Below are 24,983 nucleotides of genomic sequence, written 5' to 3' on the forward strand. Positions count from 1 at the left end.
TACATGGAGACGACGCGACACTTCACCGCGACGACGTACGTCGTCCACGACGGCGACTGCCTGCTCCACGAACACGACCGACTCGGCATGTGGCTCCCGCCGGGCGGTCACTTGGCCCGCGACGAACTCCCCCGCGAGGCCGCCCTCCGGGAGCTCCGCGAGGAGACGGGGTTGGACGCGACCCTCCTCGAACCGGAGACGCGCGTGACCGCCGATTTCGGGCGGGAACTCCCGCCCGCCGAGCACACCATGCTCTACGACGTCGACGTGGCGGACGGCGAGGTCGCCCACCAGCACATCGACTTCGTCTACTACGCCGAAGCGCCGAACCGAACCCTCTCGCCCGCCGACGGCGAGGCGGGGACCGACGAGTGGCGGTGGTTCTCCCCCGACGAACTGCGCGACCGCGACGGGTTGACGGAGGAGGTCGCGACGCTCGGCATCGAAGCCGTAGAGCGCGTCGAATCCGCCCGAACGCGGTGATTAAGCGGTGTATAATAAGGTCGGTCCGGTGGATGGCCGACCCCATGAGCATCATCGACCGACTCCAACGACGACTCGGCGGCGACGACGACGAAGACCCCCGACCGACCTACGTCTGCACCGGTTGCGGGAAGGCGTTCGACGCGGACCGGGACCGCTGTCCCGACTGCGGAAGCGAGAACGTCGTGACGCCGCGACACTGACAGAATTCGCACCTGTCGATGTTCGATTTCTGATTATTACCTCGGAGGTATTTCGTCGGAATCTAACTTTACGCCCACAGTAGCGTTTTAGGGCCGTTTACCCCGTCCATAATAATGGGGGCTCTCCGTGTCGAACGATTCAGGGATGAGATTTGTCAGGAGTTTGGGTTTGGGTTTCGGGAGCCCGGACTCGGCGCGATTCGAGTGTAAGGGCTGCGGGACGCCGTACGAACTCGACCGGCAGGTGTGCGCGGAGTGCGGCGGCTGTTGCATCGGGTACCGCGATTCGTGGCTCGAACGAGAACTGGGCGAGCGGGCGTCGCGGTCGCGGACGTACTGAACCGCCGGGCGGAGTCACTCCGCCCGCGAGCGAACGTACTTCGTCACGTGGTCGTCCATCCGGCGCTTGTACCCGGCCCGCCGCGCGAGACGGTCGAGTTCCCGCGCCACGAGACTGCCGTACTGAACCGCTTTCTTCCGCCGCGTCGCCACCTCGTCGGGGACGAACCGCCGGGCCGCCTCCCTGAACGCCCACTTTCGGACCCCGTCGTCGGAGACGAGCATGCGTCCGGGCAGTCGAAGCGCGGCCAGAACCACTCGGTCGTCCAGCAGCGGCGCGACGGGTTCGACGCCCGCAGCTCGGAGCGCGAGCGCGTCCCGGGTCAACTGCTCGGGCAGGGTTCGAATCGTCTCGCGCGCCGCACCCCGCACCGTCTCGGCCGCGACGCGGTGGTCCGCGCGGGCGACCTTCTCGTAGCCGCCGAACAGTTCGTCCGCCCCCTGTCCGACCGCGAGGCGGTCGTAGCCGTCCGCCCGCGCTCGCTCCGCGGTCAGGTACAGCGGGAGCGCTATCTGCACGTCCATCGCGTTGGTGCGTCCGATGGCGCGGGCCACCTCGGGGACGGCGCGTTCGATATCGTCGTGGGCGAGTTCGACCACCCGCACCTCGCGGTTCATCCGCTCGGCCGCGGTTCGGGCGGCCTCCGCGTCGTGACTGTCGGGGAACCCCGCCACGTAGAGCGGGCGGTCGAAGGCGCTTGCGACGACCGCCGAATCGACGCCGCCCGAGAACGCCACCGCGAGGTCGGCGTCGGAGACGTCTCTCAAACTCGCGTCGACGGCGTCGCCGACCGCCGAAACCGCTTCCGCCTCGTCCTCGAAGACCGACGGGTCGGGGAGCGTCCAGAGTCGTTCGTCCCCGTCCCGCGTCCGGGCGTGGCCCGCGGGGACCGGGTCCGGGTCGTCCAGTTCGGTCGGGTCGTATCGCCACGTCGTCGGGTCGCCGGCTTCGGAGAAGAGCGGATGGCGGCCGAGCACGTCCCGGACGAGTCGCCCGTCGAGTTCGCCGGCGAACCCGCTCCCGCCCGGGAGCGGATCGCCCTCGTCGATGGCTCGGCGAACGAGGTCGGGGTCCGCGCCCCGCATCAGCCGAAGAACTGCGCGACGCGGTTGACGACCCGGCGTTTCGCGCCGCCCGCGGCTTGGCGGAAGCTGATGCGCCACGGCGTTCGTTTCCCCTGCACTTCGGTTCGCCCCTCCGCGATGGCGTCGAGGATGTCCCGCACGTCGGGCGCGGCGTCGATCCTCGTCACGGCCTGTCCGACCATCTCGCTGATGTGGGCGTCGCTTCCCGCCGTCATCGGAATCCGGTGTCTGCGGGCGAACGCCTTCGCCCGGCGATTACCCCGGCCGGTCAACAGGCGCGAGTTGTACACTTCGATGGCGTCCGCCTTGATGAGTTCCCCGCGGTCGATGTTCGCGACGACGCCGCTCCGCGACTTCTGGAAGGGGTGGGGAACGACGGCGACGCCGCCCTGTTCCCTGATTCGGTCGAGCGTCTCCGCGAACGACAACCCCGGCGGAACGCGCTCTTCGACGCCGATTCCGAGGACGTGGCCGGCCCGCGACGTGATTTCCATGCCGGGGATGCCGACCAGTCCGTAGTCGGGAGCGCGCTCCGCGACTTCGAGGCTCGCCTCGATGTGGTCGTGGTCGGTGACGGCGATGGCGTCGAGACCGACCGCTTTCGCCTGTTCGAGGATGAGGTCCACCGGGTCGCGGCCATCGTGAGAGAGCGCGGAGTGACAGTGCAACTCGACCGAAAGCACGACCGACCGTTGGGCGAGTGGGGGGAAAAACGCCTCGGTCTGCGACGACGGACGGGATTTCGCAAAACGGCGTCGACCTACTATCGTTCGATCTTTGGCGTCGAGTACGGGTATCGAAAGCGGCGACGTCGCTCACGAAACGACTCGAAAGGTAGGTATCGCACGAATAACGGCGACAACACGGTGCATCGCCGTCGAAGATACGGATAGCGGGGCGTAGACCGGCGATCGCGGAGCCGTGGTAAGTTGCGTTCGGGTTCGGAAACGACGTGGAAAACTCGATTATCCGTCTCGAGAGATTGAGAGAGGAGTTCGGACGGTGTTTTTCGTAGCCGCCGCGTAAGCGTGCTGGTTCGACTTCGTCGTGCGGTTCGCGCATATTTTACCCCGTACGGACGGAACCCATCCACGGTCGAACCGAACTACAGATATTGATTACCGCGTGTTATTTTCTAATTTTGTTAGTTAATTTTATATCCGGCCGGAGAGGATACCGAACTGCCCCTCTAAAGGGCAAAAAACGATAGCCAGTGGCCGTGGCAGACGGACAAGGAAAGAATGGGCTTCACCTCCCTCCGTTTTGATTTTCGGTGGCGAACGTAGCGAGAGCCGTCGGCTAATTTCGTACCGTCGGACGGACGCTCACCCATCGGTCGACCTCACGTTGTGACTGGACTTGTTTTCGGTCTTCCCACTTGATTCTCCAGCTGTTCAACGTCGTCTATTAGCCGGTCATCTTTCTCTTTGATCTCCGCGATGACCGTCTCTGGCGCGTCAGTGTATTCTCCGAAGGCAGTGGCCAGAATAGTCGGAAACTCTTAAGATTGTAATGGCAACTTCATCCAAATCCCAATCGATACATTTCTAAAGACAAATGCGTTTCTTAGTAGGTCAGGGTCTGAATATTGTTGTTTGATTTGGAAACCAATTTTCCGTGCCTCACCTGGATCGTATTCTGCTTTTGGTCCGTCGAATAACTGAGTTCCCCCAACTTCTGTCATTTCGTTCGGGGATGAGAGTGTCACTTCTGTCCCTTTAATTGGGTCCTCGCTAGTCTTGTCATATAGCCTTAGTGAAACGCTTGCTAAATTTGGTTCAGATCCTTGGTGCAGTAACTCACCAATCACCGAGATATAAAGTGGAACACCGTAATCAAAACTTTCGAACGGGAAAATGCCGAATGATTCGGGATGATCTTCTACAGTATACTCCCGTGACAACTCCGAAGAAGGAGGGACGGCAGAAATAGAAGGAACGGTTTCAGTCTGGTAGAGGGGGATATACTGATCACATTTTTGCTGTTGAGCGGCGGATTCGGCTGACGCAGAATTACTATTGAAGAGGACTCCACCACCTACTCCGAGTAGTGATGCGAGGGTCGTCCGACGTGAAAAGTTAGTTTTTTCTTCGCTACTAAATGTAGTACTTCTTCTAACGTCAGCGTCCGATTTCTTTCCCATGCTATCGGGTTAATTCTCGACCTCTTTTTATTTTTTATTAATTTTCTATGTTATCCTCACGATTGAATTCATCCTTTGCGTCATGTTTTCGTCTCTTCTCTAGTAGAAAATAATATGAGATGGACAACAGTACCTCAAGGATCAGCGCGTACTCTCTAAACTTGTCTCAAGAGAGTAGAGTGGTGGATTGCATACCTACACATCTTTCGATTCTCGATGTCTCTACTGCCTGTCGGGACAACAGTCTACGAGGTTAATTTAGTGTATGGGGGACGCGAGTAGTTACGTCATAGTGAACCCAAGGACTAAGTGAGCGACTAGCATACTTTTTGTGTCGGGCACGCGTGAAGGCTGATTGGAAGGCTATTGGATAAGCATGCCCGACGAACGTGGGTTGCACGGTGCAGCCAAACACCTACCAACGTCCCCACGTTCGATGCAGCTAGAGAACTATTACAGGCGTATGCAACCCGAGTCATTAAGCAACCATAGTTCATAATATTATTTGTCGGGTTCTGTCAAGCTAAGAACGTGCGTACCCGACGAACGTGGACAGCGCGCAACAAAGGAACCATCCAACTCAATGCTCACTGCTCATTCCCACGTTCCGTGTATATAGCAGTCAGCGGCGTGCTAGGTCTCTTGATTGTTGGATAGAAAAGTCTCCTACGGCGAGGGGCAGTCGCTTCCCGACTCAATTCAAAGTTGGTCGGAGTCACCGTTTTCTTCGTGTCGCGGTACCTCGAAGCGTCGGCGTTCGAGGAGTAGCACGTTCGTGCACATGGAAAGGCATTAATCCGCCCTGTCTGTACAGGACAGTGAATGAGCCTGTCCGAGTCCGACCGAGAGTTGGTCGTCGCCGAACTCGGCCGCGACCCGACTCCGGCCGAGGAAGCGCTGTTCGAGAACCTCTGGAGCGAACACTGCGCGTACCGTTCGTCGCGCACGCTGCTGTCGGCGTTCGAGTCGGAGAGCGAGGACGTGGTCGTGGGTCCCGGCGACGACGCCGCGGTCGTGGCGCTGAACGACGACACCTACATCACGATGGGCATCGAGAGTCACAATCACCCCTCCTACGTCGACCCCTACGACGGCGCGGCGACGGGCGTCGGCGGCATCGTCCGCGACACGCTCTCGATGGGGGCCTACCCCGTCGCGCTCGCCGACTGCCTCTACTTCGGCGGGTTCGACCGCGAACACTCCCGCTACCTGCTGGAAGGCGTGGTCGAAGGCATCGCCGACTACGGGAACTCCATCGGCGTTCCGACGGTGACGGGGAGCACGCAGTTCCACCCCGACTACGAGGGCAACCCCCTCGTCAACGTGGCCTGCATCGGACTGCTCCCGGCCGACCGCCTCGTCACGGCGAACGCGCGAGAGGCGGGCAACAAACTCGTCCTCGTCGGCAACGCGACCGGTCGTGACGGACTCGGCGGCGCGAGCTTCGCCAGCGAGGACCTCTCGGAGGACGCCGAGACGGAAGACCGCCCCGCGGTGCAGGTCGGCGACCCGTACACGGAGAAACTGCTCATCGAGGCGAACGAGGAACTCGTCGACGGTAACCTCGTGGAATCGGCCCGCGACCTCGGAGCCGCGGGTCTCGGCGGCGCGTCCAGCGAACTGGTCGCGAAGGGCGGTCTCGGGGCCGCCATCGACCTCGACCGCGTCCACCAGCGCGAACCGAACATGAACGCGCTCGAAATCCTGCTCGCCGAATCGCAGGAGCGAATGTGCTACGAGGTTCGCCCGGAGAACGTCGACGCGGTGGCCGACATCGTCGAGAAGTACGACCTCGGCTGTTCGGTCATCGGCGACGTGACCGAGGGGAACTACGTCTGCACGTTCGAGGACGAGACGGTGGTGGACGTTCCCGCCGAGTTCCTCGGCGACGGCGCGCCGACGAACGACCTGCCCGCGGAGGAGCCCGAACGACCCGAGCGCGACCTGCCGGACGCCGATCTGCGCGAAGCGTTCGAAGCGGTGGTCGGGTCGCCCAACTGCGCGAGCAAGCGGTGGGTCTACCGGCAGTACGACCACGAGGTCCAGACCCGAACCGCGACCCCGCCGGGCGACGACGCGGCGGTGCTCGCCGTCAGGGACGCGGACCTCGGCCTCGCGTTCTCCGCGGGCGCGAACCCGCACTGGACGACCGTAGCGCCTTACGACGGCGCACGCGCCGTCGCGCTGGAGAACGCCACGAACCTCGCCGCGAAGGGAGCGCGACCCCTCGCGGCGGTGGACTGTCTGAACGGCGGCAACCCCGAAAAGCCGGAGGTGTACGGCGGGTTCGAGGGAATCGTGGACGGTCTCGCGGACATGTGCAGCGCCCTCGCGGTTCCGGTCGTCGGCGGAAACGTCTCGCTCTACAACGACTCCCCGAGCGGCCCGATTCCGCCGACGCCGACGCTGGCGATGGCGGGGACGACCGCCGACTACGACGCTCCGCCCGCCGAACTCTCGGGCGACGGCACCCTGCTCCTCGTCGGGGAACCGAGCGCACCGCTCGGCGGGACGGAGTACCTCGCGCGATTCGGCGGGAGCGACCGCTTCCCCGAACTCCTCGACAACCCCAGCGAACGCGTCGCCCGCCTGCGCGAGGTCGCCACGCAGGAGGGGACGCTCGCGGTGCACGACGTGAGCGACGGCGGACTCGCGGTGACGCTGGCCGAGATGGTCTCCGAGGACGCGGGCGCGTCGGTGTCGCTCGACGGCGACGCGACCCCCGCGGAACTGCTGTTCAGCGAACTACCGGGTCGAGCGGTCGTCGAGACGACCGCCCCCGAGGACGCCTTCCGCGCGTTCGACGGCGTCGCGCCGGTCGCCGAAATCGGCGCGGCGAACGACTCCGGGGTGCTCCGAATCGAAGTCGGCGACGGGGGGCTTCGCTGCTCGGCCGATAAAATCGCGGGGCTTCGGGACGTGCTCGCGCGAGAACTGGAGCGATAGGGCGAGAGAACTCAGCCGAACAACAGGAGCGGGACGCCGAACGTGATGGCCAACCCGACGACGAGGATGACGAATCCGGTCGTCACCTGGCTCATCGTAAAGTCCTGCTGCGGTGCCGTCACTCGGTCTCTCTCTTCGGCGTCGTACTCGTGACCACTCATATTCGGAGGTGTGCGTGCCCGGTACTTCGGTGTATCGGTGTTCCTGTCGAGTTCGAGGGTGACGCCCTCGAGAGGAACCGCCGCACGCGTAGCGGTTCGCCCGCGCAGCCGATCGATCCATCGGCGTCGCGACCGGTTCCCCGATCACCTCTGCCACAAACCGACCCCTTTTGACGCCCGACTCCCTACCGTCTCCCAATCGATGACCCTCACCAAGCGAATCGTCCCGTGCATCGACGTGGACGTGGACGAGGACGGGAACCCCGCGGTCTACACGGGCGTCAACTTCGAAGACCTCCGGTACACCGGCGACCCGGTGGAGATGGCCCGGCGGTACAACGAGGCGGGCGCGGACGAGTTCGTCTTCCTCGACATCACGGCCAGCGCGGAGGGGCGCGAGACGATGCTCGGCGTGGTCTCCGCGGTGGCGGACGAAGTGTTCATCCCGCTCACCGTCGGGGGCGGCATTCGCACGCGCGAAGACATCAAGGAGACGCTCCGCGCCGGGGCGGACAAGGTCTCCATCAACACCGCCGCGCTGGAGCGCCCTGAACTCGTCACCGAGGGCGCGGAGGCGTTCGGCAACCAGTGCATCGTCATCAGCGTGGACGCCCGCAGGCGGTTCGACGAGGGGGGCGAGCACTACGCGCGGGTGGACGGCGAGTCCTGCTGGTTCGAGTGCACGGTCAAGGGCGGTCGCGAGGGAACCGGCGTGGACGTGGTCGAGTGGGCGACGGAGGCCGAGTCGCGCGGCGCGGGCGAACTGTTCGTCAACTCCATCGACGCCGACGGGACGAAGGACGGTTACGACGTTCCCCTGACGAAGGCGGTCTGCGACGCCGTCTCGACGCCGGTCATCGCCTCCTCCGGCTGCGGCGGCCCCGAAGACGCCTACGAAGTGTTCGCCGAGGCGAACGCGGACGCGGCGTTGGCGGCCTCCATCTTCCACTACGGCGAGTACTCGATTCGGGAAGTGAAGGAGTACCTCGCCGAGCGCGACGTGCCGGTTCGGCTGTAAACTCGAACCCTACCCCCGACCGCTTCGCGGCCCGCCCTCACTCGGTCGCCCCGGTTCCGCCGACCCGCTCCGCGAGCAGCTCGCGTATCCACGTGGCGAACCCGTGGTCGTGCCCCCGAGTCCACACCCCCGTCTCCTCCGTCACCTCCGGGAGGTCGCTCTCCTCGACGCCGCTGGCGAGAACCGAGTGGTGGTCGACCAGCGCCAACTGTCCCGGCCACTTCTTCTCGACTCGGGTCGTCCGCTCCAGCTTTTCCGTGACCGCAACGTGCGCGTTCGGTACGGCTTCCTCGATGCGTTCCTTCACCGACTCCGACGGTACCTCCACGGTGACGGCGACGCCGCGGTCGGTGGCGGCCGCCAGTCGGTCGAGCACCCGGTCTCTGAGCACCGTCTCGTCGGCGACGATGAACGCGACGCTGACCTCCGCGTCGTCAAGCAGCGCCATCACCCTGTTGGTGACGTGTTCAGCGTCCGCGACCGCCCACACCCCCTCGTCCTCCCGTATCTCAGCCGATTCCACCGCGTCGAGCGCGGTGTCCGCCGCCTCGATGTTGGTGCGGTAGTTTCGTCGGAGCACGTCGAACGCCTCGTCCTTGGGAACCGCCCTGTACTCACGCGGGTCCGACTCCTGGACGTCCACCAGCCCCCGCTGGTGGAGGCGCTCGACCGTGTCGTAGACGCGCGACCGGGGTACCTCGGAGAGTTGGCTGACGTCCTTCGCGGTTGCCTTGGTGACGCGAGTGAGCGCGGCGAAACACTTCGCTTCGTACTCGGTTAAACCCAAGTTTTCCAACGCGCTGACCGCCTCGCTCTCACTAGTCATGGGGCGAGTAGCGGGGCGACGAATAAACCCGTATCGGCGGACTATCGCTGCGGTTCGACCAGGCGGAGGAGCGCCCGAACTCGTCCGTCGTTCGCCGACATCGAGACCGAATCCCGCTTTTGGTCGTACTCGACGATGTTCGCTTCGGCCAGTTTCGGGACGTGTTTGTGATAGAGCGAGAGGTAGGTTCGCTTCACCTCCTCGGCCGGAACGTCCGACAAATGGGACTCGTGTTCCCGCACCGCAACCTCGTCCGCCAGGTCGGCCAGCGCGATGGGCGAGTCGTGCGCTTCGATACACCGGAGGAGGCAACGACGGCGTCGGTTCGCGACGATGTCGAACTGCGCGTCGAGGGGTAGCGTTTCTTCGACCGTTCGAACGTCGCTTTCGGTATCCATCACCCCGCCGTACGGGCCGCCCACGTTTAAGGTGACTGTCATTACTGCCGACGTAACGCGCCGTTCACTACGGAGATGACAACGCCGAGAACCGGGGAGGACGCGGCGTCCGGCGCTCAAACGGAGTACGTCTCGTAGAGCGCGGCCACCCCGCCGATAGCGAGGACGAACCAGTAACTGGCCACCCGGTAGACGAGCGCGATGGCGGCCGCGGTGTCGGCCGTCACCGACGCGAGGGCGACGAGGAGCGCCACGATGGCGACTTCGACGCCGCCGAGACCGCCGGGGGTGGGGACGATTCCGGCGACGGTGCTCGCCGGGACGACGAACAGGACGACGACGGGGTTGAGGCGGACGCCGAACGTCAACCCCGCCACGTACAGCGGCAGCGCGAAGAACACCCATCCCACGTAGGCGTACGGGAGCGTCCGCTTGACGGCGGTCGGATGGGTTCGTATCTCGTCGATTCCGAGGAAGAACTCCCGAATCCGCTCGCGGACCGACTCCGTATCGACGCGCGAGGTGCGAGCGGCGAGCGGTTCGAGGAGGCGGGTGACGACTCGCTCGACGAAGCCTCGCTTCCGCCAGCCCGCGTACGCGACCGCCGGGACGACGACCGCCAGTCCGGCCAGTCCGGCGACGAGGAGGTTCGCCCGCCCGGAGATGTCGGTTCGGAACGCGAGCGCGACTCCCCCGACGGTGGCGAAGGTGAAGAAGGGAACGAGGTTCAGGAGGTCGGCGGCGACGACGCCCGCGAGGCTCTCCTGATAGGTGGCGCGCTCGTCCGACGACAGGACGAGCGCGATGAACGGACCCCCGCCGGCCTTGCCGAACGGGGTCGCGTAGTCGGCGAACGTCGCCGCGAAGTAGGTGACGACGAGCGACCGAAACGGAATCCGCACGTCGACGGCCGAGAGGACGATGTCCCACGCCCTCGACCAGAAGACGAGGCTGACGACGCTCGACGCGCAGGCGACGGCCACCCACCGCCAGTCGGCCTTCGCGAACGCCCGTCCTATCTCCTTCCACCCGACGACGCGACCGAACAGGTACAGGAGCAGGCCGGCGACGACGAAGCCGACGAGCACCTTCGCCACCGTGCGACGGTCGACCGCAGAATCGGTTCCTGACATGAGTTTCCCCTCCTCGATTCGCCCGACCGCTGGGTCTCACGAGGACTAGTCCGGACCGACGGTTGTGTCTGTCGGCGGCGGAAGCGTCGAAGAGATCAGGCCGCGGTCTCGAACGCCTCGCGGAAGGCGCTCGTCTTGTCCTTGATGTTCTGCGCGCCGGCTTCCAGCGCGTCGAGGGGGTCGGTGCCGGTTTCGGTTTTGAGGCTGAGTATCGGGTCGGTCTGGCCGCCGGACTGTTCGGGGTTCACGTCGTAGGTGGCCGCCGCGACGCCCTCGGTTTCGAGGAGCGCACCCTTGAGCACGTTCATGAACGTGTGGTTCTCGCCCCCGATTTCTATCTGGAGTTCGGTGTCGCTCTTCTCGATAACCCGCAGTTCCATGCCCACGAATTCTGCGTTGTCGCGTTTCAATCTTGCGAAGCGCGCGTTTCGCGGCGGCTCTCGCGGAACGTCGTCTCCGAACGTCGACGGGGCGAACTCGCCGGTCGGCGCTCGAACGAAAAAGAAGCGTAGCTCAGATGTTCATCTCCGCGCCGAAGTACAGCACGACGACGAGGAAGATCCAGACCGCGTCCACGAAGTGCCAGTACATCGACACCGTCGTGACCGAGAGGTGGCGCTCGGCGGAGTACTGGCCGTAGAGCGCCCGCGCGAAGACGATGCCGATGAGGACCGCGCCCATGGAGACGTGCAGACCGTGCAGTCCCGTCAGGCCGTAGAACGCGCTGTTGAACACGCCGCCCGTGAGCGTGAAGTCGTGGTGGACGATGAACTCGTAGTACTCCAGAATCTGCCCGCCGATGAACACGATGCCGAGCAGGAGCGTCGCTCCCAGTCCGGCGAGGAACCGACTGCGGTTGTTCTTCCGGAGTTCGACCTCCGCCCAGTGGAGCGTGATGCTGCTCACTATCAGCAGGGCCGTGTTGATGAGGACGAGGTTGGTCGTCAGGTCGGGGAGGTGGCTCGTGTCCCACGTCCCGGTCCGGATGAAGAAGTAGTAGACGAACCCCGCGCCGAACGTCGCCACCTCCGACCCGAGGAACGTGATCATGCCCCAGCGGAGCGCGTTCGCGCCGGATTCGTGCGTGTCGCGGCTCCAGAAGTGCTTGACGAAGGCGTGGTACACCCAGCCGTACAACCCGGCGAGGAAGACGGCGGTGCTGGCGATGAACACCGTCGGGCCGATGGTCGGGCCGACGAGATTGTTTCCTCCGTGTCCGAGGATGAACAGCGCGGCACCGACGTAGAATCCGGCGCCGCCGATAGCGGTGACGAAGGGCCACCACGACGCCTCGCCAAAGCCCTTCGGCCAGTCCTCGACGGCCGGGAGGTGATGGCCGTGCTCCTCTGTCGAATCGTCCGTTACCGTCATACTGGGACGGTTACCGTCCGACCACTAAAAATGCACCCAAAAGCCTCCGCTGTCTCAAACGGTCGCGCCGCGTCGGATGAAGCGGTAGCGTCGCTGACGTATCTCGCGGTCGAAGGGAGAAAAGTCGGTCTCAGGCCGAACTGTTGTTTCCGCCCGAGCTGCCGTTGCCGGCCGTACTGTTGCCCGTGCCGTTGTTACCGCCCGGCTTGGGCTGGTATCCTTCCTGGTTCTGGAGCCACTGCTGGTACTCGGGTTGACTGACGACCCTGACTTTGCCCAACATGCTGGAGTGCCCCACGCCGCAGTACTCCGCGCAGTAGAGCTGATACGTCCCTTCCTCCGTCGCTTTCGTCTTGATGACGTTGTGCTGGTTCGGAATGGCGTCCTGTTTCAACCCGAGACCGGGGACGTGGAACGCGTGAAGCCAGTCTTTCGAGGTGATGTTGAAGTAGACCGGACGGTTCTTGGGGATGACCGCGTTCGTGGAGGCCGAGACGTTGTGACCCTTGTAGTTGAACGTCCACGCGTATCGCTCGGCGACCACCTCTATCTCGACCGCGTTCTTCTCCACGTTCTGCGCCTGCTCGGGCGTCGTCGTGACGTACTCGTTCGCCATCACGCCGTAGGAGGCGTAGCCGACGAACAGCAGGACGATGGCGGTGGCGACCGTCCACGTGATTTCGAGCCGACGGTTCTCCTTCGTCGGGAGCGGGTTCTCGTTGTTGCGGAACTTCCACACGGTGTAGATGAGGATGCCCTCGACCAGCACCGTGATGGGAATCGCGGCGTACAGCAACTGGGTGTTGAGCGTCTTGATGAGGTTCTCGGTCGTCGAATCGTACCCCTGCGCGAGCGCGGGGTCCACCGCGACCGCGAGGAGGGCCGCGCCGAGCACCGAAACGAACGCTATCCGCTTCGAATCCATACTACCTTAGGCTTGGGAAGTACTCCATAAATATGTGCTGTCTTCGTCCTCGGGAGAAGTCGGATGGTCTAAGTACGCGGGAAGGCAACCGTCGGACAACGGTGGCATCGCAGCACATCTCTTCGGACCGATTCGAACGCGCACTGACGGCGACGGCGGTCGGCGTCTACCTGCTGGTCGTCGTCGGTGCGACCACGTCGCTCACGGACGCGGCGGCCGCCTGCCCGACGTGGCCCGCGTGTAACGGTCGTTGGGTCGTCCCCTTCGACGATACGAACCTCGCCATCGCGTGGGGACACCGCGTCGTCGCGCTCGTCGTCGGCCTGCTCCTCGCCGCCACGACGCTGTTCGCGTGGCTGCGCGACTCTCGGCCGCGGGTTCGAGCGACCCTCTCGGCCGCCGCGGTGCTCTACCCGGTGCAGATCGGACTCGGCGCGCTCGCCGCGACGACGGCAACGACCGCGACGTTCGCGGCCGTCCACCTCGTCGTCGGAATGGCGATCTTCGCGGGGTGCGTGCTCGCGCTCGCGTGGGCGCTCGAACCCGCGGAGCGCGACGGCCCGGTCGAGACGGGCATCCGGGCCTCGGACGTGCCCGCGACTCCGGACGAGGGACGAACCCCGTCCGGACCGAAGGCGACCGCCTACGCCTACTTCCAACTGATGAAACCGCGCCTGATGTGGCTCCTCTGTCTCGTCGCGTCCGCCGGGATGGCGCTCGCGGCGGGGCCGAACCTCGAAGTGGAAACGGTCGTCGCCACGCTCGCGGGCGGCGTCCTCTCCATCGGCGCGAGCGGGACGTTCAACCACGTCCTCGAACGCGACGTCGACAGGCGGATGTCCAGAACCGCCGACCGGCCGGCGGCGACGGCGCAGATTCCGGTTCGGAACGCGGTGGCCTTCGGCGTCGCGTTGGCGATCGCCTCGATCGCCGTCTTCCTCTCGGTGAACCTCCTCGTCGCGGCGCTGGGGCTGACGGCCATCGTCTACTACAGCGTCGTCTACACCCTCCTGCTGAAGCCGAACACGGTACAGAACACGGTCATCGGCGGGTTCGCGGGGTCGCTCCCGGCGCTCATCGGCTGGGCCGCCGTCACCGACGGTTTCGGCCTGCCCGCGCTGGTGCTCGCCGGGGTCATCTTCCTCTGGACGCCGGCGCACTTCTATAACCTCGCGCTGGCGTACAAGGACGACTACGCGCGCGGGGGCTTCCCGATGATGCCGGTCGTCCGCGGCGAGGTCGAGACCCGGAAACACATCGTGCTGTGGCTGGGCGCGACGCTCCTCGCGGCGGGCGCGCTCGCCGCGGTGACGACGCTCGGCTGGCTATACGCCCTCACGACGCTCGTCTTCGGAGCCGTTTTCATCGTCGCGGTCGTCAAACTACACCACGACCGCGACGAGCGGGCGGCGTTCCGCTCGTTCCACGCCTCGAACGCCTACCTCGGGGCGCTCCTCGTCGCCATCGTCGTCGACGCACTCGCACTATGAGCACACGAATCGCGCGATTCCGACCGGAGGGGGAAACCCTGCTGTGGGGAGCGGTTCTGCTCAACGCCGAACTGCTCCTGTTCTTGCTGTACTTCGCCGTCGAAGGCCCGCCCTCCGGCGACCTCCGCTACCTCTTCTACCCGTTCGTCTGGATAAACGTCGCGCTGTTCGCGGTGTGGGGAACGAACCCCGTCGCGGAGAGCGACCGCGACCGGGTCGTCGGAATCGTCATCGCCGCGGGCTACTTCCTCGTCCTCGGCTACGTCGGCGGACTGTTCGGTCCCGGCCACACGATACCGGGGGTGTCGACGAGTTCCGTCCGAATCGCGTGGCTCCCGCCGGGGTGGGGTCCCGCCCTGCTCTACAACGGCGACCTGCTCCGCCTCTCGCTCCTCCCGTTCAAACTGATCGGCTACCTCGCCCTCGCGTACCTCGTCTACGCCACCGTGTTGGACGCCGCGGGGTCGGTCGTCGCCGGACTCCTCGGCCTGTTCTCGTGCGTGAGTTGCACGTTCCCCGTCGTCGCCTCCGTCGTCACCGGCGTCGCCGGCGCGGGAACGGGACTCGCCGCGACGGTCGCGTCCGGTTCCTACGACATCTCGACGGCCGTGTTCGTCGTGACCGTCGCGCTGCTGTACTGGCGGCCGACGATACGGTAACCGAAGCGGCGATTACGGCCGGTTGACGTTTCTCGGTCGGGTGAGTCGGAAATACGATCGAAACCGCCAACTTCGGATGGCGCTCGCGCTCTGCCTCGTCGCCGCGCCGATACCCGTCCTGCACGTCTCCGGCGCGTTCCGGTTCGTCAGCCCCCTGCTCGCCTCCTACCGGTCGACCTCGGCCCGCGAGCGCTCCCGACGTTTCACACCGAATCGGCCCACCGGTCGAGCGTCTCGCGGTGCTCGTCGGCACGGACGTCCGGGTCGGCGTCGGTCTTCGCCACTATCGTCTCGAAGTTCTTCATCAGTCGGACGAGTACCGCGAGCCGATACAGGCGACGGCGTTCGGAGAAGCCGGAATCTCGCGCGGGCGAGTTCGTCCGGTCGTACCCCTCGTACAGTCGTTCGCGGAGGCGCTCCCGCCTCGACTCGGGTAGTTCGGGTCGATTTATCAGCACGGCTTCGGTCTGGACGAGTTCGTACTCGGCGTGGCCGGTCGCCGGTTCGCCCCAGTCCAGTACCGCGTTCGTCACCCGCCCGCCGTCCCACGAACCGCTCACCGCGTCGGAATCGAGCAGGAGGTTCGCGAGCCGGTAATCCTGGTGCATGAGCGCCGGTTCGAACTCGCCGTCCAGTCGCCGGGCGACCGTCTCTGCGTGCGATTCGAGGTCGAGAACGAGGTCGCCGAATCGGGTTCCGGCGAGTCGGTTCGCGTTCGCTTTCACCGCCGTCTCGAACAGGTTCGGCCAGCTGTCGAACGCCGAGGTCACGCGGAGCGTCCCGGCGTCGTCCGGTGCGACCGGACCGAACCCGTCGAACGAGAACTCCGCGTGGAGTTCGCCGAGGTTTCGGCCCGCTTCGAAGCACACCCGTTCAAGGATGTCGGGGGGCAACTCGTCGGGGCGCAGTTCGAGCGTCCGCCCTTCGACCGCCTCCGCGACGAAGCAGGGCGTTCCGAGCGCGTCGCCCGCGTCCGACCCGAGCACGCGCGGAACGGGAATCGAAGTCCGCCGAGGGACGAGTTCGAGCAGGCGCGGTTCGGCTCGAAACGCGGCGTCGTCCGTGGCGGTGGCGAATTTCAGTACGACCCGCTCCGTTTCGGTCGTCCGAGATTCTCCCTCGGCTGGCCGTTCCGCGACGAGCGAGTAGACCGCGTTCTTTCCGTGCTCGATCGGTTCCACGTCGATGATCCGCGCGTCCGGGAGGACCGCCGCTATCGCGTCGCGAATCTCGCCGTCGGAGAGCCGGTCGTCCGGCGAACGAGACGGTTCGTCCGAACTATCTCCCGACATTCACGTTTCGGGCGACGGGGAGGGTCCTGATATACTTTCCCGGGCGCCGAATCGAACCGCTTACCTGCGGACGAGGGTAAGTTCCGAGCATGACCGACGCACTCGTCGCCGAGAACGTTCGACGGCGATACGGCGACACCGTGGCGCTCGACGGCGTCTCGCTCTCGGTCGGTGCGGGCGAGGTGTTCGCGCTCATCGGGCCGAACGGCGCGGGGAAGACGACGCTCGTTCGGTCGCTCACCGGGACGACGACGCCCGACGAGGGGCGGGTATCGGTCCTCGGGGTCCCCCCCGCCGAGGTGGACGAATCGCGGGTCGGCCTGCTCCCGCAGTCGTTCGACCCGCCCGCGCGCCTCTCGGCGCGGGAACTCGTGCGGTACTACGCGGGGCTGTACGACGACCCCCGCGACCCGGACGAGGCGCTGGCGGAGGTCGGACTGGCGGACGCCGGTGAGACGTGGTACGAGAACCTCTCCGGCGGGCAGCAGCGTCGCGCCTGCGTGGCGGCGACGCTGGTCAACGACCCCGACGTGCTCTTCCTCGACGAACCGACCACGGGCATCGACCCCGCGGGACGGCGCGCGCTCTGGTCGCTCGTCGAGGGACTCGCGGCCGGCGGCACGACCGTCTTCCTGACCACGCACTACATGGCGGAAGCCGAGCGTCTCGCCGACCGGGTCGGCCTGCTCGCGGACGGCAACCTCGTCGCCGTCGGCACGCCCGAGTCGCTCGTCGCGGAGCACGGCGGGGAGAGCCGACTCGTCGTGGAGACCGCCGCGTCGCGCGTCGCGGTCGAGACCGGGTTCACCGTCGAGGAGACCGAAACCGGACTCGTCTTCGACGGGGTCACCCCGGCCGACATCGGCGCGGTGGTGTCGGAGCTGAACGACCGAGGTATCGAGTACGAGGCCCTGACGTGGACCGAACCCGACTTGGAGGACGCGTACCTCCGACTGACGGGGGCGGCGCTCGGCCCGGAAGCGACGCGGGAAGCGGGCCGAACCGCCGTTGCGGAGGGAGAGCGATGACCGGAGCGACGACCGCGACGCGGCGAGTTCGCGCGGAGGCGGGCGCGGCGTGGCGGTCGTTCCTCCGGCGGCGCACCGCCGTCTTCTTCACGTTCTTCTTCCCGGTCATCCTCATCCTCATCTTCGCGGTGCTCGTGCAGACGAACCCCGGCGACGGCGGTTCGGGCGGCGGCCTCTTCGCGGAACCGCCCGCGTACTACCTGCCGGGGTACCTCGCGGTCGTCGTGCTGTTCACGCCGCTCTCGCGCGTCGGCAGCTCCGTCTCCCGCCACCGGGAGTCCAACCGCTACGAGAAGCTGGCGACGACCCCGCTCACGCGCGCGGAGTGGCTGTTGGCGCACACCCTCGTCAACGTCGTCATCATCGGGCTGGCGGGTCTCGTCATCCTCGCGCTGATGGCGCTCGTGACGGACGCGGGCGTCTCGCTCGCGGCGCTGCCGCTCGTCGCCGTCTTCGTCGCGCTCGCGGTCGCGCTGTTCTGCGGCGTCGGCGCGCTCCTCGGCAGTTTCGCGGGGTCGCAGGACGGCGTCATCGCGGCGAGCAACGCCATCGCCCTCCCCCTCCTCTTTCTGTCGAACACGTTCGTCACGCCGGACCTCCTGCCGGCGTGGTTCAGACCGGCGATGAACCTCTCGCCGCTGACCTACTTCGCCCGCGGCGTGCGGGAGTTGACCTACGACGCGCCCTCCGCCGCCGTCGTCGGGGGGTCGAATCCCCTCGGCGGGTGGGAACTCGACCTCGTCGTCCTCGCGGTGCTCGCGGCGCTCTTTTTCGCCGCCGGTGCGAGCGCGATTCCGCAAACCGACTGAGTTCCCCCCGCGTCCCGGCGGAATCGTATTCGGAACGAATATACGGACTGGCGTCACTCTCGCGCATGGTCGGTCGCCCCTCCTCGCGGTCGAACGCCCGTCGATGGCATCGACTCGTCGAACACTACACGCCCGACGGTGCCCTCGGGGGGGTCCTCCTCGCCGCGGCGTCCGGGTCGGTCAGCCTGTTGTTCTTCTACGCGACGGTCGCGAGCCTGGTCGGGGGCAATCCGTTGTCGTTACTGCTCTCTCTTCTCTGGACCGAATTCTGTCTCGGAGCCGCCGTCCTGGCGGTCGTTACGCTCTGGCCGGTGTACCTCTCCCTCATCGGATACGTGGAGTCGGCGAAGGAGTATCCGCGGGGGGCGTCTTCGCGTTCGCGGCGGTCCGGTTCCCCGCCGGACGAACCGGACGAAACCGACCCGACGGAGGTACTGAAACGCGAGTACGCGGCCGGAAACGTCTCCGAATCGGAGTTCGAGCGACGCCTCGACACCCTCCTTCACGCCGACGACCGGTTGCAAAACGAACGGGCGCGTCCCCCCGAGACGCCGAAGATGCGCGCGAAACGGGGACGAACTGAATCGTCTTCGGGCGCGTCGCCGCCGAAATCCGTCAGTTCGTTTCGACCTCCCGTTTCCGCCGCCGTTCGATATCCTCGCGGAGGTTCGCCCTTCGCTCTCCGACCTCCGCGATTCGGATCCCCTTCCAGCGGAGCAGTTCGACGGCGGCGTCGGCGTCGGACTCGCCCGGGAACGCGATAGTCGTCCGCTCGACGTTCCCGAACTCGCCGTGGACGACCTCGAGTTTCGTCGGGTCGTTCCCTCGTTCGACTTCGCGGACGGTTCGGAGCGGAATCGAGACGCCGTCCCGGAGTCGCCCGAGCGCCAGTTTGAGCGCGAGAAAGAGCGCGTAGACCAGCAGCGCCGAGAGGACGAACCCGACCGATAGCGGTCGCCCGGAGAACCCGAGCCACTCGCTGACGAATCGTCCGAGCGTCATCACCGCGAAGAACGCCGAGAAGACGAACCAACCCTGCTGCAGCTTGTCCTTTCCCTTCCAGCCATCGAGGTAGACGTTCCGGACCACGCCCCGGGGCGTCGTTCGAACCCGGAACACGCCGCGTTCCGCGACGAACCGTCCGCCCTCCGTCGGAACGCGCTCGCGGTCGGTCATTCTTCCGGTGCGGTCCCCTCTCGCAATCGCTCGCGATACCCCTCCGCCGCGGGGCGACGGTCCGAAGACGTCTCCGATACGCGAACCCCCTTCCAGCGGAGCCGTTCGGCCGCCTTCTCGACGCCCGAATCCGAGACGAACTCGATATCGGTCGTTTCGGCGTCCCCGTCCTCGGCGTGGACGACGCGGAGCGTCGAACCGTCGGCGCTCCGCTCGACCCGCGAGATGGTGCGGAGCGGAATCGTCACGTTGCGACGCCTCGCGTCGCCCAAGAACCCGAGAACCACGAACGCGAATCCACCCCAGAGGAGCGCGTACGGCAACCACTCGTCCGGCCCGCCGCGCATCGCGGTGCTCGCCAGTCCGTAAAACCCCCACCCCGTCGAGAGTAGCGAGAGGAGAAACAGCGCGCGTCGTATCGCGCTCGCTCGCCGCCACTTCTGCAGGCGTATCCCCCCGAGAACGCTCCGAGGGGTCGTCCGAACCCGAAGTCGGCCGTCGCGCACCGACAGCGCTCCTCGCTCGGTTCGGACGCGCCGTTGGTCTCGCATCGAACGGGGCGACGCCGGCGGCGGGTTTAAAAGTGGGGTGTTCACATCGTGACGTGCGTCCAGCCGTAGACGTGGTTCAGCATCACGTACGTGACGACGCCCAGCACGAGCGAGAGAATCCACGCCGCGGCCGCGATTCGGCCCACTCTCGCGTGGCTCGTGTTCCGAAGCTCGGCGGGCGTGTGCGTGAGTCCGAGCACGAGGGCGTACAGCACGACCGGAACGGAGACGACCGAGAGCACGATGTGTATCGCCAGCATGGCGATGTAGGCGTAGTAGACGGGCCCCGCCGCGAGGTCGATGTGTTTCTCCCCGCCGCCGCCGACCTTCGTCAGGTAGAGCGCGAGGAAGACGAGGATGAGGGCGAACGCGGTGAGCATCGCGGCGCGGTGCTTTCGAACTTCGCCCTCGCGAATCCAGTACCAGCCGAGGACGAGCGAGACGGTCGCCGCGCTGTTGACGACCGCGATGGCGTCCGAGAGGAGGTTGATGGTTCCGATGCCGATCTCCGGATAGATGGGGATGACGCCCGCGAACGTTCCGAGGACGAGGACGTATCCGAGCGCCGAGAGCGCTGCGGTCACCTTCGCCGGACTCTCCCGAGCGCGTTGTCGCGCGGTCGCCGTGGCCATGCGCGGGGGTAGGGAGCGGCGCGGTAAGGTGGCTTCGTTTCTCCTTCGAGGTTCTCGATTCGCTCGACGCTCCCCCTCGACCGCCTCCGACGCGACTCGGAGGGTCTCGGACGAAAACCGCAACCGCACCGCATCGGGCGCGCCCTCGACCGGTTCCGTCGCTCCCTCTCGGTCGCTCGGTCATCCGCCGTCACGAACTCCGGGGGTCGGTCGTTTCGCCCGCGTTTCACAACCGAAATTGCCTATTATCAAATGCGGTTTCACACGTATTTCCGTTAAAGTGAAACCCGGACGCGGGGAAGGGTGATGTATGAGCGCAGATCAGGAACAGCAGTCGATTCGCTGCCTCGTCGCCAAGGTCGGACTGGACGGCCACGACCGCGGGGCGCACGTCATCGCCCGCGCCTTCCGCGACGCGGGTTTCGAAGTCGTCTACTCCGGTCTCCACAACGCCCCCGACGAAATCGTGCAGGCCGCCGTTCAGGAGGACGTGAACGTCCTCGGCATCTCCATCCTCTCCGGGGCCCACAACACTCTCGTCCCCAAGATAATTGACGGGCTGAAGGAGTACGACGCCTTCGAGGACACCCTCATCCTCGTCGGCGGCGTCGTGCCGGACGACGACAAGGAGAAACTCAAGGAACTCGGCGTCGCGGAGGTGTTCGGTCCCGGCACGCCGATGGAAGAGACTATCCGATTCGTCCGCGAAAACGCGCCCGAACGATGAGCGCGAAGCACGCGGAGTTGCTGGACGACCTCTTAGCCGGAAAACACCGGGCGTTGGCGCGCGTCATCACGAAGATAGAGAACCGCGACGCCGGTTACCGGGAACTCGTCTCGGAACTGCACGCCCACACCGGCGACGCCGAGGTCATCGGCATCACCGGCAGTCCCGGCGCGGGCAAGTCGACGCTCGTGGACAAGGTGGCGAACCGCTACCGCGAGCGCGGCGAGACGGTCGGCGTCATCGCCATCGACCCCTCCTCGCCGTTCACCGGCGGCGCGGTGCTCGGCGACCGCATCCGGATGGCGAGCAACGTCGGCGACATGGACGTGTTCTTCCGGTCGATGAGCGCCCGCGGCAGCCTCGGGGGGCTCTCCACCGCGACGACGGACGCCGTGAAGGCCCTCGACGCCTTCGGGAAGGACAAGATAATCGTCGAGACGGTCGGCGCGGGACAGAACGAGATAGACATCGTGCGAACCGCCGACACGGTCGCGGTGCTGGTCCCCCCGGAGAGCGGCGACGCCGTCCAGATGCTCAAAGCGGGCATCCTCGAAATCGCCGACGTGTTCGCGGTGAACAAGGCCGACCTCCCCGGCGCGGACCGGGCGGTGCAGGAACTCACGGAGATGATAGAGATGCGCGGCCACCAGCCCACGCTGGAGTTCGCCGACGGCGTGGGAGGGTACGATTGGACGCCCCGCGTCGTCGAGACGGTCGCGAAAGACGGCGGGGGCGTCGCCGAGTTCGTGGACGTGCTGGACGAGCACCGCGACCTGCTCGAATCGACGGGGATGCTGGAAGCGAAGGCCCGAACCCGCTACGCCGAGGAGATTCGAACGCTGCTGCGCGAGGACGTGAACGAACTCGTCGCGGAGGAAATCGAGGCCCGCGGCGGGATGCGGGAGTTGGTCGACGGGGTGCTCGAACGCGAGACCGACCCCTACTCCGTGGCCGACGAGATAGTCGCGCCCGTCGAAGACTGCCTACACGACTGATTTCTGGCATAACCGATAAACCCGTCCGCGCCGCCTTGGTAGATATGAAACTTCGCAGACTCGCCACGGCCGCGGCGGGCGGATTGGGACTGACCGCGCTCGCCAATCGGACGCTGGCCCGGCGGGCGGAACCGATCGACCCGCCGCTGTCCGGAGAGCAGGGTACGTACCACTGGCGCGGGTTCGACGTGGCCTACACCGAGGCGGGCGACCCGAACGACCCGGACGTGCTCCTGTTGCACGGCATCCACGCCGCCGCCTCGAACAAGGAGTTCGACGGGATATTCGAACAGCTCTCGACGCGGTACCACGTCCTCGCGCCGGACTTCCCCGGTTTCGGTCGCTCGTCGCGTCCGCCGGTCGAGTACTCCGCGTCGCTGTACACCGCCTTCGTCGTGGACTTCGCGGACGATATGACCGACGACGCCATCTGCCTCGCGTCGTCGCTCTCCGGGGCCTACGCGACGCTCGCGCAGAACGAAACGGGGGCGTTCTCCCGGCTGGAACTCATCTGTCCGACCGCCGACACCGGCCCGCGGCGGCCGTGGCTCCGGGCGCTCCTTCGCGCGCCGGTCGTCGGCACCGCGCTGTTCAACGCCCTCGCCAGCAAGCGCTCGATTCGGCGGTTCAACGAGCGCGACGGCTACTTCAGCGAGGCGTCGTACACGGAGCGCGACGTGGAGTTCGAGTGGCAGACCGCGCACCAGCCCGGCGCTCGGTTCGCGCCCGCGTCGTTCGTGGCGAACTACCTCGACCCCGACGTCGACCTCGGCGAGGAACTGGCCCGGGTCGACGTGCCGGTGACCCTCGTCTGGGGACGGGAAGCGAAGGTCACGCCGCTCGAAGACGGCCAGAAACTCGCGGACGAAGGGGATACTCGACTCGTCGTCTTCGACGAAGCGCGACTCCTCCCGCACGCCGAACACCCCGGCCCCTTCTTGGAAGTGCTGTTCGACGAGTTAACGGCGCTCGAACAGCAGTAGTCGCTCGCCCGCCGTCTCCGTCTCGCCGACCGTCGCGGCGACCTCCGTGCCGACCTCCACGTCGTCGTCCGCCACGCCGGTCAGCCGAACCGGGCCGAAGTCGGCGACGGCGGTCGTGTAGGGCGCGTCGTCCGCGAACGACGGCGCGGCGACGTGGACGACGGTGTACGTCTCCACCTCGCCCGTCTCGGGAAGCGGCGTCTCTTCGAGGTCGGTCGCGCCGCACCGGGGGCAAACTCGACGCGGCGGGAGCGAGCCGTGACCGTTCTCGCACTCGAGGTAGTAGCCCTCCCCATCGGCGACGGCGTCCAGCCACTCGTCGTAGCCCGTGTTGGCGTGCTCGCTCATTCTTCCACCTCCGGAGCGCGGTCCCGGCGTACCCTCGTTCGCTCGCAGTGCTCGCTCACGAGACCACCTCCAAAACGTGAACGGTGGCGCTGGCGACGGTGCCGCCCGCGTTGTGCGCGACGCCGATTCTGGCGTCCGGCACGGCGTCGCTGTTCGGGTGGTCGCCGCGCAGGAGGCGCGTCAGCTCCGCCAACTGGCTCGTCCCCGTCGCGCCGACCGGGTGGCCCTTCGCTTTGAGGCCGCCGGAGAGGTTGACCGGGCGCTCGCCGTCGCGGGTCGTCTCGCCGCGCCGCGCCGCGTCGATTCCCTCGCCGGGCGCGTAGAAGTCGAGGGCTTCGAGCGCCAGCACCTCTGCGATGGTGAAACAGTCGTGCACCTCGGCCACGTCCACGTCCGTCGCGTCGACGCCCGCCTCGGCGTAGGCTTCCTCGGCGGCCTCCTCGGCGGCAGGCGAGCGGGCGAGGTACTCCCGACCGTGGAGGGCCATGCGGTCGCCGCCCTGTCCGGTGCCGGCGACGGACACCGGCGCGTCGAGACCGCGCTCCTCGGCGAACTCGTCGCTGACGAGCACGGCGGCGGACGCCCCGTCGGTGATGGGGCAGGCGTCGAACAGCCCGAGCGGTTCCGCGATTAGCGGCGCGTCGAGCGCCTGTTCGACCGTTATCTCCTTCTGGAACTGGGCGTGTTCGTTCGGAAGGGCGTGCTCGTGGTTCTTGACCGCGATGTGGGCCAGATCCTCGCGCGAACCGCCGTACCGCTCGAAGTAGGCGCGGGCCATCAGCGCGTACGCTCCGGGGAACGTCATGCCGGCCCGAACCTCGTAGAGGTCGTCCGCGGCGATGGCGAGCGCCTCGGTGGTCTTGGCGGTTCCGAGGTTGTTCATGCGCTCCGCGCCGCCGACGAGCAGGGCGTCGGCTTCGCCGTTCCGGACGTCCTTGACGGCCTGCCGAATCGCCGCGCCGCTGGAGGCGCACGCGCTCTCGTAGCGCGTGGCCGGGGCGCGAATTCCCGCGGCCTCGGCCATCAGCGGTCCCTGGTGGCCCTGGTGTTCGGCCAACTCGCCCATGAAGTTGCCGTAGTAGAGCGCCTCGATGTCCTCGCGTGAGACGTCCGCGTCGTCGAACGCCGCCGCGCTCGCCTCGGCGAAGAGGTCTCGCCCCGTCCGCTCGGGGTGCTTCCCGAAGCGGGTCAGCCCGACTCCCGCTATCCGAACGCCTGTCATACCAGCGCCTACGAGATACGGAGTTAAGTAAGCCACTCC

The 24,983-nt window shown here is 66.2% G+C and carries 28 protein-coding genes; 12 read left to right on the forward strand and 16 right to left on the reverse strand.

All coding sequences use genetic code 11. The features are described 5' to 3' along the window. The first annotated feature begins 3 nt into the window (after positions 1 to 3). From LIX00_RS04940 to LIX00_RS04950, 3 genes are all read left to right on the forward strand, one after another. The gene (locus LIX00_RS04940; protein WP_227355091.1) at positions 4 to 483 is read left to right on the forward strand and encodes an NUDIX hydrolase; all 480 of its coding nucleotides are present in this window, start codon (positions 4 to 6) and stop codon (positions 481 to 483) included. Between the two features lie 32 nt (positions 484 to 515). Continuing rightward, positions 516 to 686: a hypothetical protein gene (locus LIX00_RS04945; protein ID WP_227355092.1), complete on the forward strand. Its 171-nt coding sequence runs from the start codon at positions 516 to 518 to the stop codon at positions 684 to 686. A gap of 169 nt (positions 687 to 855) precedes the next feature. Further along, a complete protein-coding gene (locus tag LIX00_RS04950) occupies positions 856 to 1,026 on the forward strand; it encodes a hypothetical protein (RefSeq protein ID WP_227355093.1) in 171 nt (56 codons plus the stop codon). Between the two features lie 14 nt (positions 1,027 to 1,040). Here the strand turns inward: LIX00_RS04950 and LIX00_RS04955 are convergent, their stop codons facing one another. The 3 genes from LIX00_RS04955 to LIX00_RS04965 form a co-directional block, all read right to left on the reverse strand. Then, positions 1,041 to 2,111: an asparagine synthase C-terminal domain-containing protein gene (locus LIX00_RS04955; RefSeq protein ID WP_227355094.1), complete on the reverse strand. Its 1,071-nt coding sequence runs from the start codon at positions 2,109 to 2,111 to the stop codon at positions 1,041 to 1,043. Further along, positions 2,111 to 2,794 (reverse strand): PHP domain-containing protein, encoded by a 684-nt coding sequence (locus LIX00_RS04960; RefSeq protein ID WP_227355095.1) that lies wholly within the window; start codon positions 2,792 to 2,794, stop codon positions 2,111 to 2,113. Before LIX00_RS04960 ends, LIX00_RS04955 begins: the two co-directional genes overlap by 1 nt. Before the next feature lie 818 nt (positions 2,795 to 3,612). Then, positions 3,613 to 4,254: a hypothetical protein gene (locus LIX00_RS04965; protein WP_227355096.1), complete on the reverse strand. Its 642-nt coding sequence runs from the start codon at positions 4,252 to 4,254 to the stop codon at positions 3,613 to 3,615. 822 nt (positions 4,255 to 5,076) lie between these two features. On the opposite strand from LIX00_RS04965, the gene purL reads away from it, so the two are divergent. Beyond that, positions 5,077 to 7,200 (forward strand): phosphoribosylformylglycinamidine synthase subunit PurL, encoded by a 2,124-nt coding sequence (purL, locus tag LIX00_RS04970; protein ID WP_227355097.1) that lies wholly within the window; start codon positions 5,077 to 5,079, stop codon positions 7,198 to 7,200. A gap of 11 nt (positions 7,201 to 7,211) precedes the next feature. Here the strand turns inward: purL and LIX00_RS04975 are convergent, their stop codons facing one another. Next, positions 7,212 to 7,361 (reverse strand): DUF7550 family protein, encoded by a 150-nt coding sequence (locus tag LIX00_RS04975; protein ID WP_227355098.1) that lies wholly within the window; start codon positions 7,359 to 7,361, stop codon positions 7,212 to 7,214. A gap of 202 nt (positions 7,362 to 7,563) precedes the next feature. Here LIX00_RS04975 and hisF point away from each other — a divergent pair, with 202 nt between their 5' ends. Further along, on the forward strand, positions 7,564 to 8,379 hold the full coding sequence (hisF, locus tag LIX00_RS04980) for an imidazole glycerol phosphate synthase subunit HisF (RefSeq protein WP_227355099.1): 816 nt from the start codon (positions 7,564 to 7,566) through the stop codon (positions 8,377 to 8,379). Positions 8,380 to 8,416: 37 nt separating this feature from the next. Here the strand turns inward: hisF and LIX00_RS04985 are convergent, their stop codons facing one another. From LIX00_RS04985 to coxB, 6 genes are all read right to left on the reverse strand, one after another. Next, positions 8,417 to 9,205, reverse strand: a complete 789-nt coding sequence (locus LIX00_RS04985; protein ID WP_227355100.1) for a TrmB family transcriptional regulator — start codon at positions 9,203 to 9,205, stop codon at positions 8,417 to 8,419. Positions 9,206 to 9,246: 41 nt separating this feature from the next. Continuing rightward, positions 9,247 to 9,645, reverse strand: a complete 399-nt coding sequence (locus tag LIX00_RS04990; RefSeq protein WP_227355101.1) for a DUF7344 domain-containing protein — start codon at positions 9,643 to 9,645, stop codon at positions 9,247 to 9,249. 74 nt (positions 9,646 to 9,719) lie between these two features. Next, positions 9,720 to 10,736 carry a lysylphosphatidylglycerol synthase transmembrane domain-containing protein gene (locus LIX00_RS04995; protein ID WP_227355102.1) on the reverse strand — a complete coding sequence of 339 codons (1,017 nt, stop codon included), beginning with the start codon at positions 10,734 to 10,736 and terminating at the stop codon, positions 9,720 to 9,722. 95 nt (positions 10,737 to 10,831) lie between these two features. Then, the gene (locus LIX00_RS05000; RefSeq protein ID WP_227355103.1) at positions 10,832 to 11,116 is read right to left on the reverse strand and encodes a DNA-directed RNA polymerase subunit L; all 285 of its coding nucleotides are present in this window, start codon (positions 11,114 to 11,116) and stop codon (positions 10,832 to 10,834) included. Positions 11,117 to 11,249: 133 nt separating this feature from the next. Continuing rightward, positions 11,250 to 12,107: a cytochrome c oxidase subunit 3 gene (locus LIX00_RS05005; RefSeq protein WP_227355104.1), complete on the reverse strand. Its 858-nt coding sequence runs from the start codon at positions 12,105 to 12,107 to the stop codon at positions 11,250 to 11,252. Positions 12,108 to 12,237: 130 nt separating this feature from the next. Next, complete coding sequence (coxB, locus tag LIX00_RS05010; RefSeq protein ID WP_227355105.1) at positions 12,238 to 13,032, reverse strand: cytochrome c oxidase subunit II; 795 nt, start codon at positions 13,030 to 13,032, stop codon at positions 12,238 to 12,240. A 101-nt stretch (positions 13,033 to 13,133) separates the two neighbouring features. Here coxB and LIX00_RS05015 point away from each other — a divergent pair, with 101 nt between their 5' ends. Beyond that, positions 13,134 to 14,522, forward strand: coding sequence for a heme o synthase (locus LIX00_RS05015; protein ID WP_227355106.1), 1,389 nt, complete (start codon positions 13,134 to 13,136; stop codon positions 14,520 to 14,522). Continuing rightward, positions 14,519 to 15,181, forward strand: coding sequence for a DUF7546 family protein (locus LIX00_RS05020; RefSeq protein WP_227355107.1), 663 nt, complete (start codon positions 14,519 to 14,521; stop codon positions 15,179 to 15,181). Before LIX00_RS05015 ends, LIX00_RS05020 begins: the two co-directional genes overlap by 4 nt. Before the next feature lie 203 nt (positions 15,182 to 15,384). Here the strand turns inward: LIX00_RS05020 and LIX00_RS05025 are convergent, their stop codons facing one another. Continuing rightward, positions 15,385 to 16,473: a phosphotransferase family protein gene (locus LIX00_RS05025; RefSeq protein WP_227355108.1), complete on the reverse strand. Its 1,089-nt coding sequence runs from the start codon at positions 16,471 to 16,473 to the stop codon at positions 15,385 to 15,387. 89 nt (positions 16,474 to 16,562) lie between these two features. Here LIX00_RS05025 and LIX00_RS05030 point away from each other — a divergent pair, with 89 nt between their 5' ends. Further along, complete coding sequence (locus tag LIX00_RS05030; RefSeq protein WP_227355109.1) at positions 16,563 to 17,501, forward strand: ABC transporter ATP-binding protein; 939 nt, start codon at positions 16,563 to 16,565, stop codon at positions 17,499 to 17,501. Then, positions 17,498 to 18,310: an ABC transporter permease gene (locus LIX00_RS05035; RefSeq protein WP_227355110.1), complete on the forward strand. Its 813-nt coding sequence runs from the start codon at positions 17,498 to 17,500 to the stop codon at positions 18,308 to 18,310. Before LIX00_RS05030 ends, LIX00_RS05035 begins: the two co-directional genes overlap by 4 nt. Positions 18,311 to 18,925: 615 nt before the next feature. On the opposite strand, the gene LIX00_RS05040 is transcribed toward LIX00_RS05035, so the two are convergent. Genes LIX00_RS05040 through LIX00_RS05050 form a run of 3 tightly spaced genes read right to left on the reverse strand, consistent with a single transcriptional unit; the run spans position 18,926 to position 20,669 of the window. Then, positions 18,926 to 19,486, reverse strand: coding sequence for a hypothetical protein (locus LIX00_RS05040; RefSeq protein WP_227355111.1), 561 nt, complete (start codon positions 19,484 to 19,486; stop codon positions 18,926 to 18,928). Continuing rightward, positions 19,483 to 20,037 carry a hypothetical protein gene (locus LIX00_RS05045; protein ID WP_227355112.1) on the reverse strand — a complete coding sequence of 185 codons (555 nt, stop codon included), beginning with the start codon at positions 20,035 to 20,037 and terminating at the stop codon, positions 19,483 to 19,485. Before LIX00_RS05045 ends, LIX00_RS05040 begins: the two co-directional genes overlap by 4 nt. Positions 20,038 to 20,078: 41 nt before the next feature. Beyond that, positions 20,079 to 20,669 carry a DUF420 domain-containing protein gene (locus tag LIX00_RS05050; RefSeq protein ID WP_227355113.1) on the reverse strand — a complete coding sequence of 197 codons (591 nt, stop codon included), beginning with the start codon at positions 20,667 to 20,669 and terminating at the stop codon, positions 20,079 to 20,081. A gap of 310 nt (positions 20,670 to 20,979) precedes the next feature. On the opposite strand from LIX00_RS05050, the gene LIX00_RS05055 reads away from it, so the two are divergent. Genes LIX00_RS05055 through LIX00_RS05065 form a run of 3 tightly spaced genes read left to right on the forward strand, consistent with a single transcriptional unit; the run spans position 20,980 to position 23,374 of the window. Next, positions 20,980 to 21,396 (forward strand): cobalamin B12-binding domain-containing protein, encoded by a 417-nt coding sequence (locus LIX00_RS05055; RefSeq protein WP_227355114.1) that lies wholly within the window; start codon positions 20,980 to 20,982, stop codon positions 21,394 to 21,396. Further along, complete coding sequence (gene meaB / locus LIX00_RS05060) at positions 21,393 to 22,391, forward strand: methylmalonyl Co-A mutase-associated GTPase MeaB (RefSeq protein WP_227355115.1); 999 nt, start codon at positions 21,393 to 21,395, stop codon at positions 22,389 to 22,391. The genes LIX00_RS05055 and meaB overlap by 4 nt, the downstream gene beginning before the upstream one ends. 44 nt (positions 22,392 to 22,435) lie before the next feature. After that, positions 22,436 to 23,374, forward strand: coding sequence for an alpha/beta fold hydrolase (locus LIX00_RS05065; protein WP_227355116.1), 939 nt, complete (start codon positions 22,436 to 22,438; stop codon positions 23,372 to 23,374). Here the strand turns inward: LIX00_RS05065 and LIX00_RS05070 are convergent. Further along, positions 23,351 to 23,722, reverse strand: coding sequence for a Zn-ribbon domain-containing OB-fold protein (locus LIX00_RS05070; RefSeq protein ID WP_227355117.1), 372 nt, complete (start codon positions 23,720 to 23,722; stop codon positions 23,351 to 23,353). The genes LIX00_RS05065 and LIX00_RS05070 overlap by 24 nt on opposite strands. Positions 23,723 to 23,777: 55 nt before the next feature. Beyond that, positions 23,778 to 24,944 carry a thiolase domain-containing protein gene (locus tag LIX00_RS05075; protein ID WP_227355118.1) on the reverse strand — a complete coding sequence of 389 codons (1,167 nt, stop codon included), beginning with the start codon at positions 24,942 to 24,944 and terminating at the stop codon, positions 23,778 to 23,780. Positions 24,945 to 24,983 lie beyond the last annotated feature (39 nt).

Origin of the sequence: Haladaptatus salinisoli (assembly GCF_020614375.1) — an archaeon.
Classification (GTDB): Archaea; Halobacteriota; Halobacteria; order Halobacteriales; family Haladaptataceae; genus Haladaptatus; species Haladaptatus salinisoli.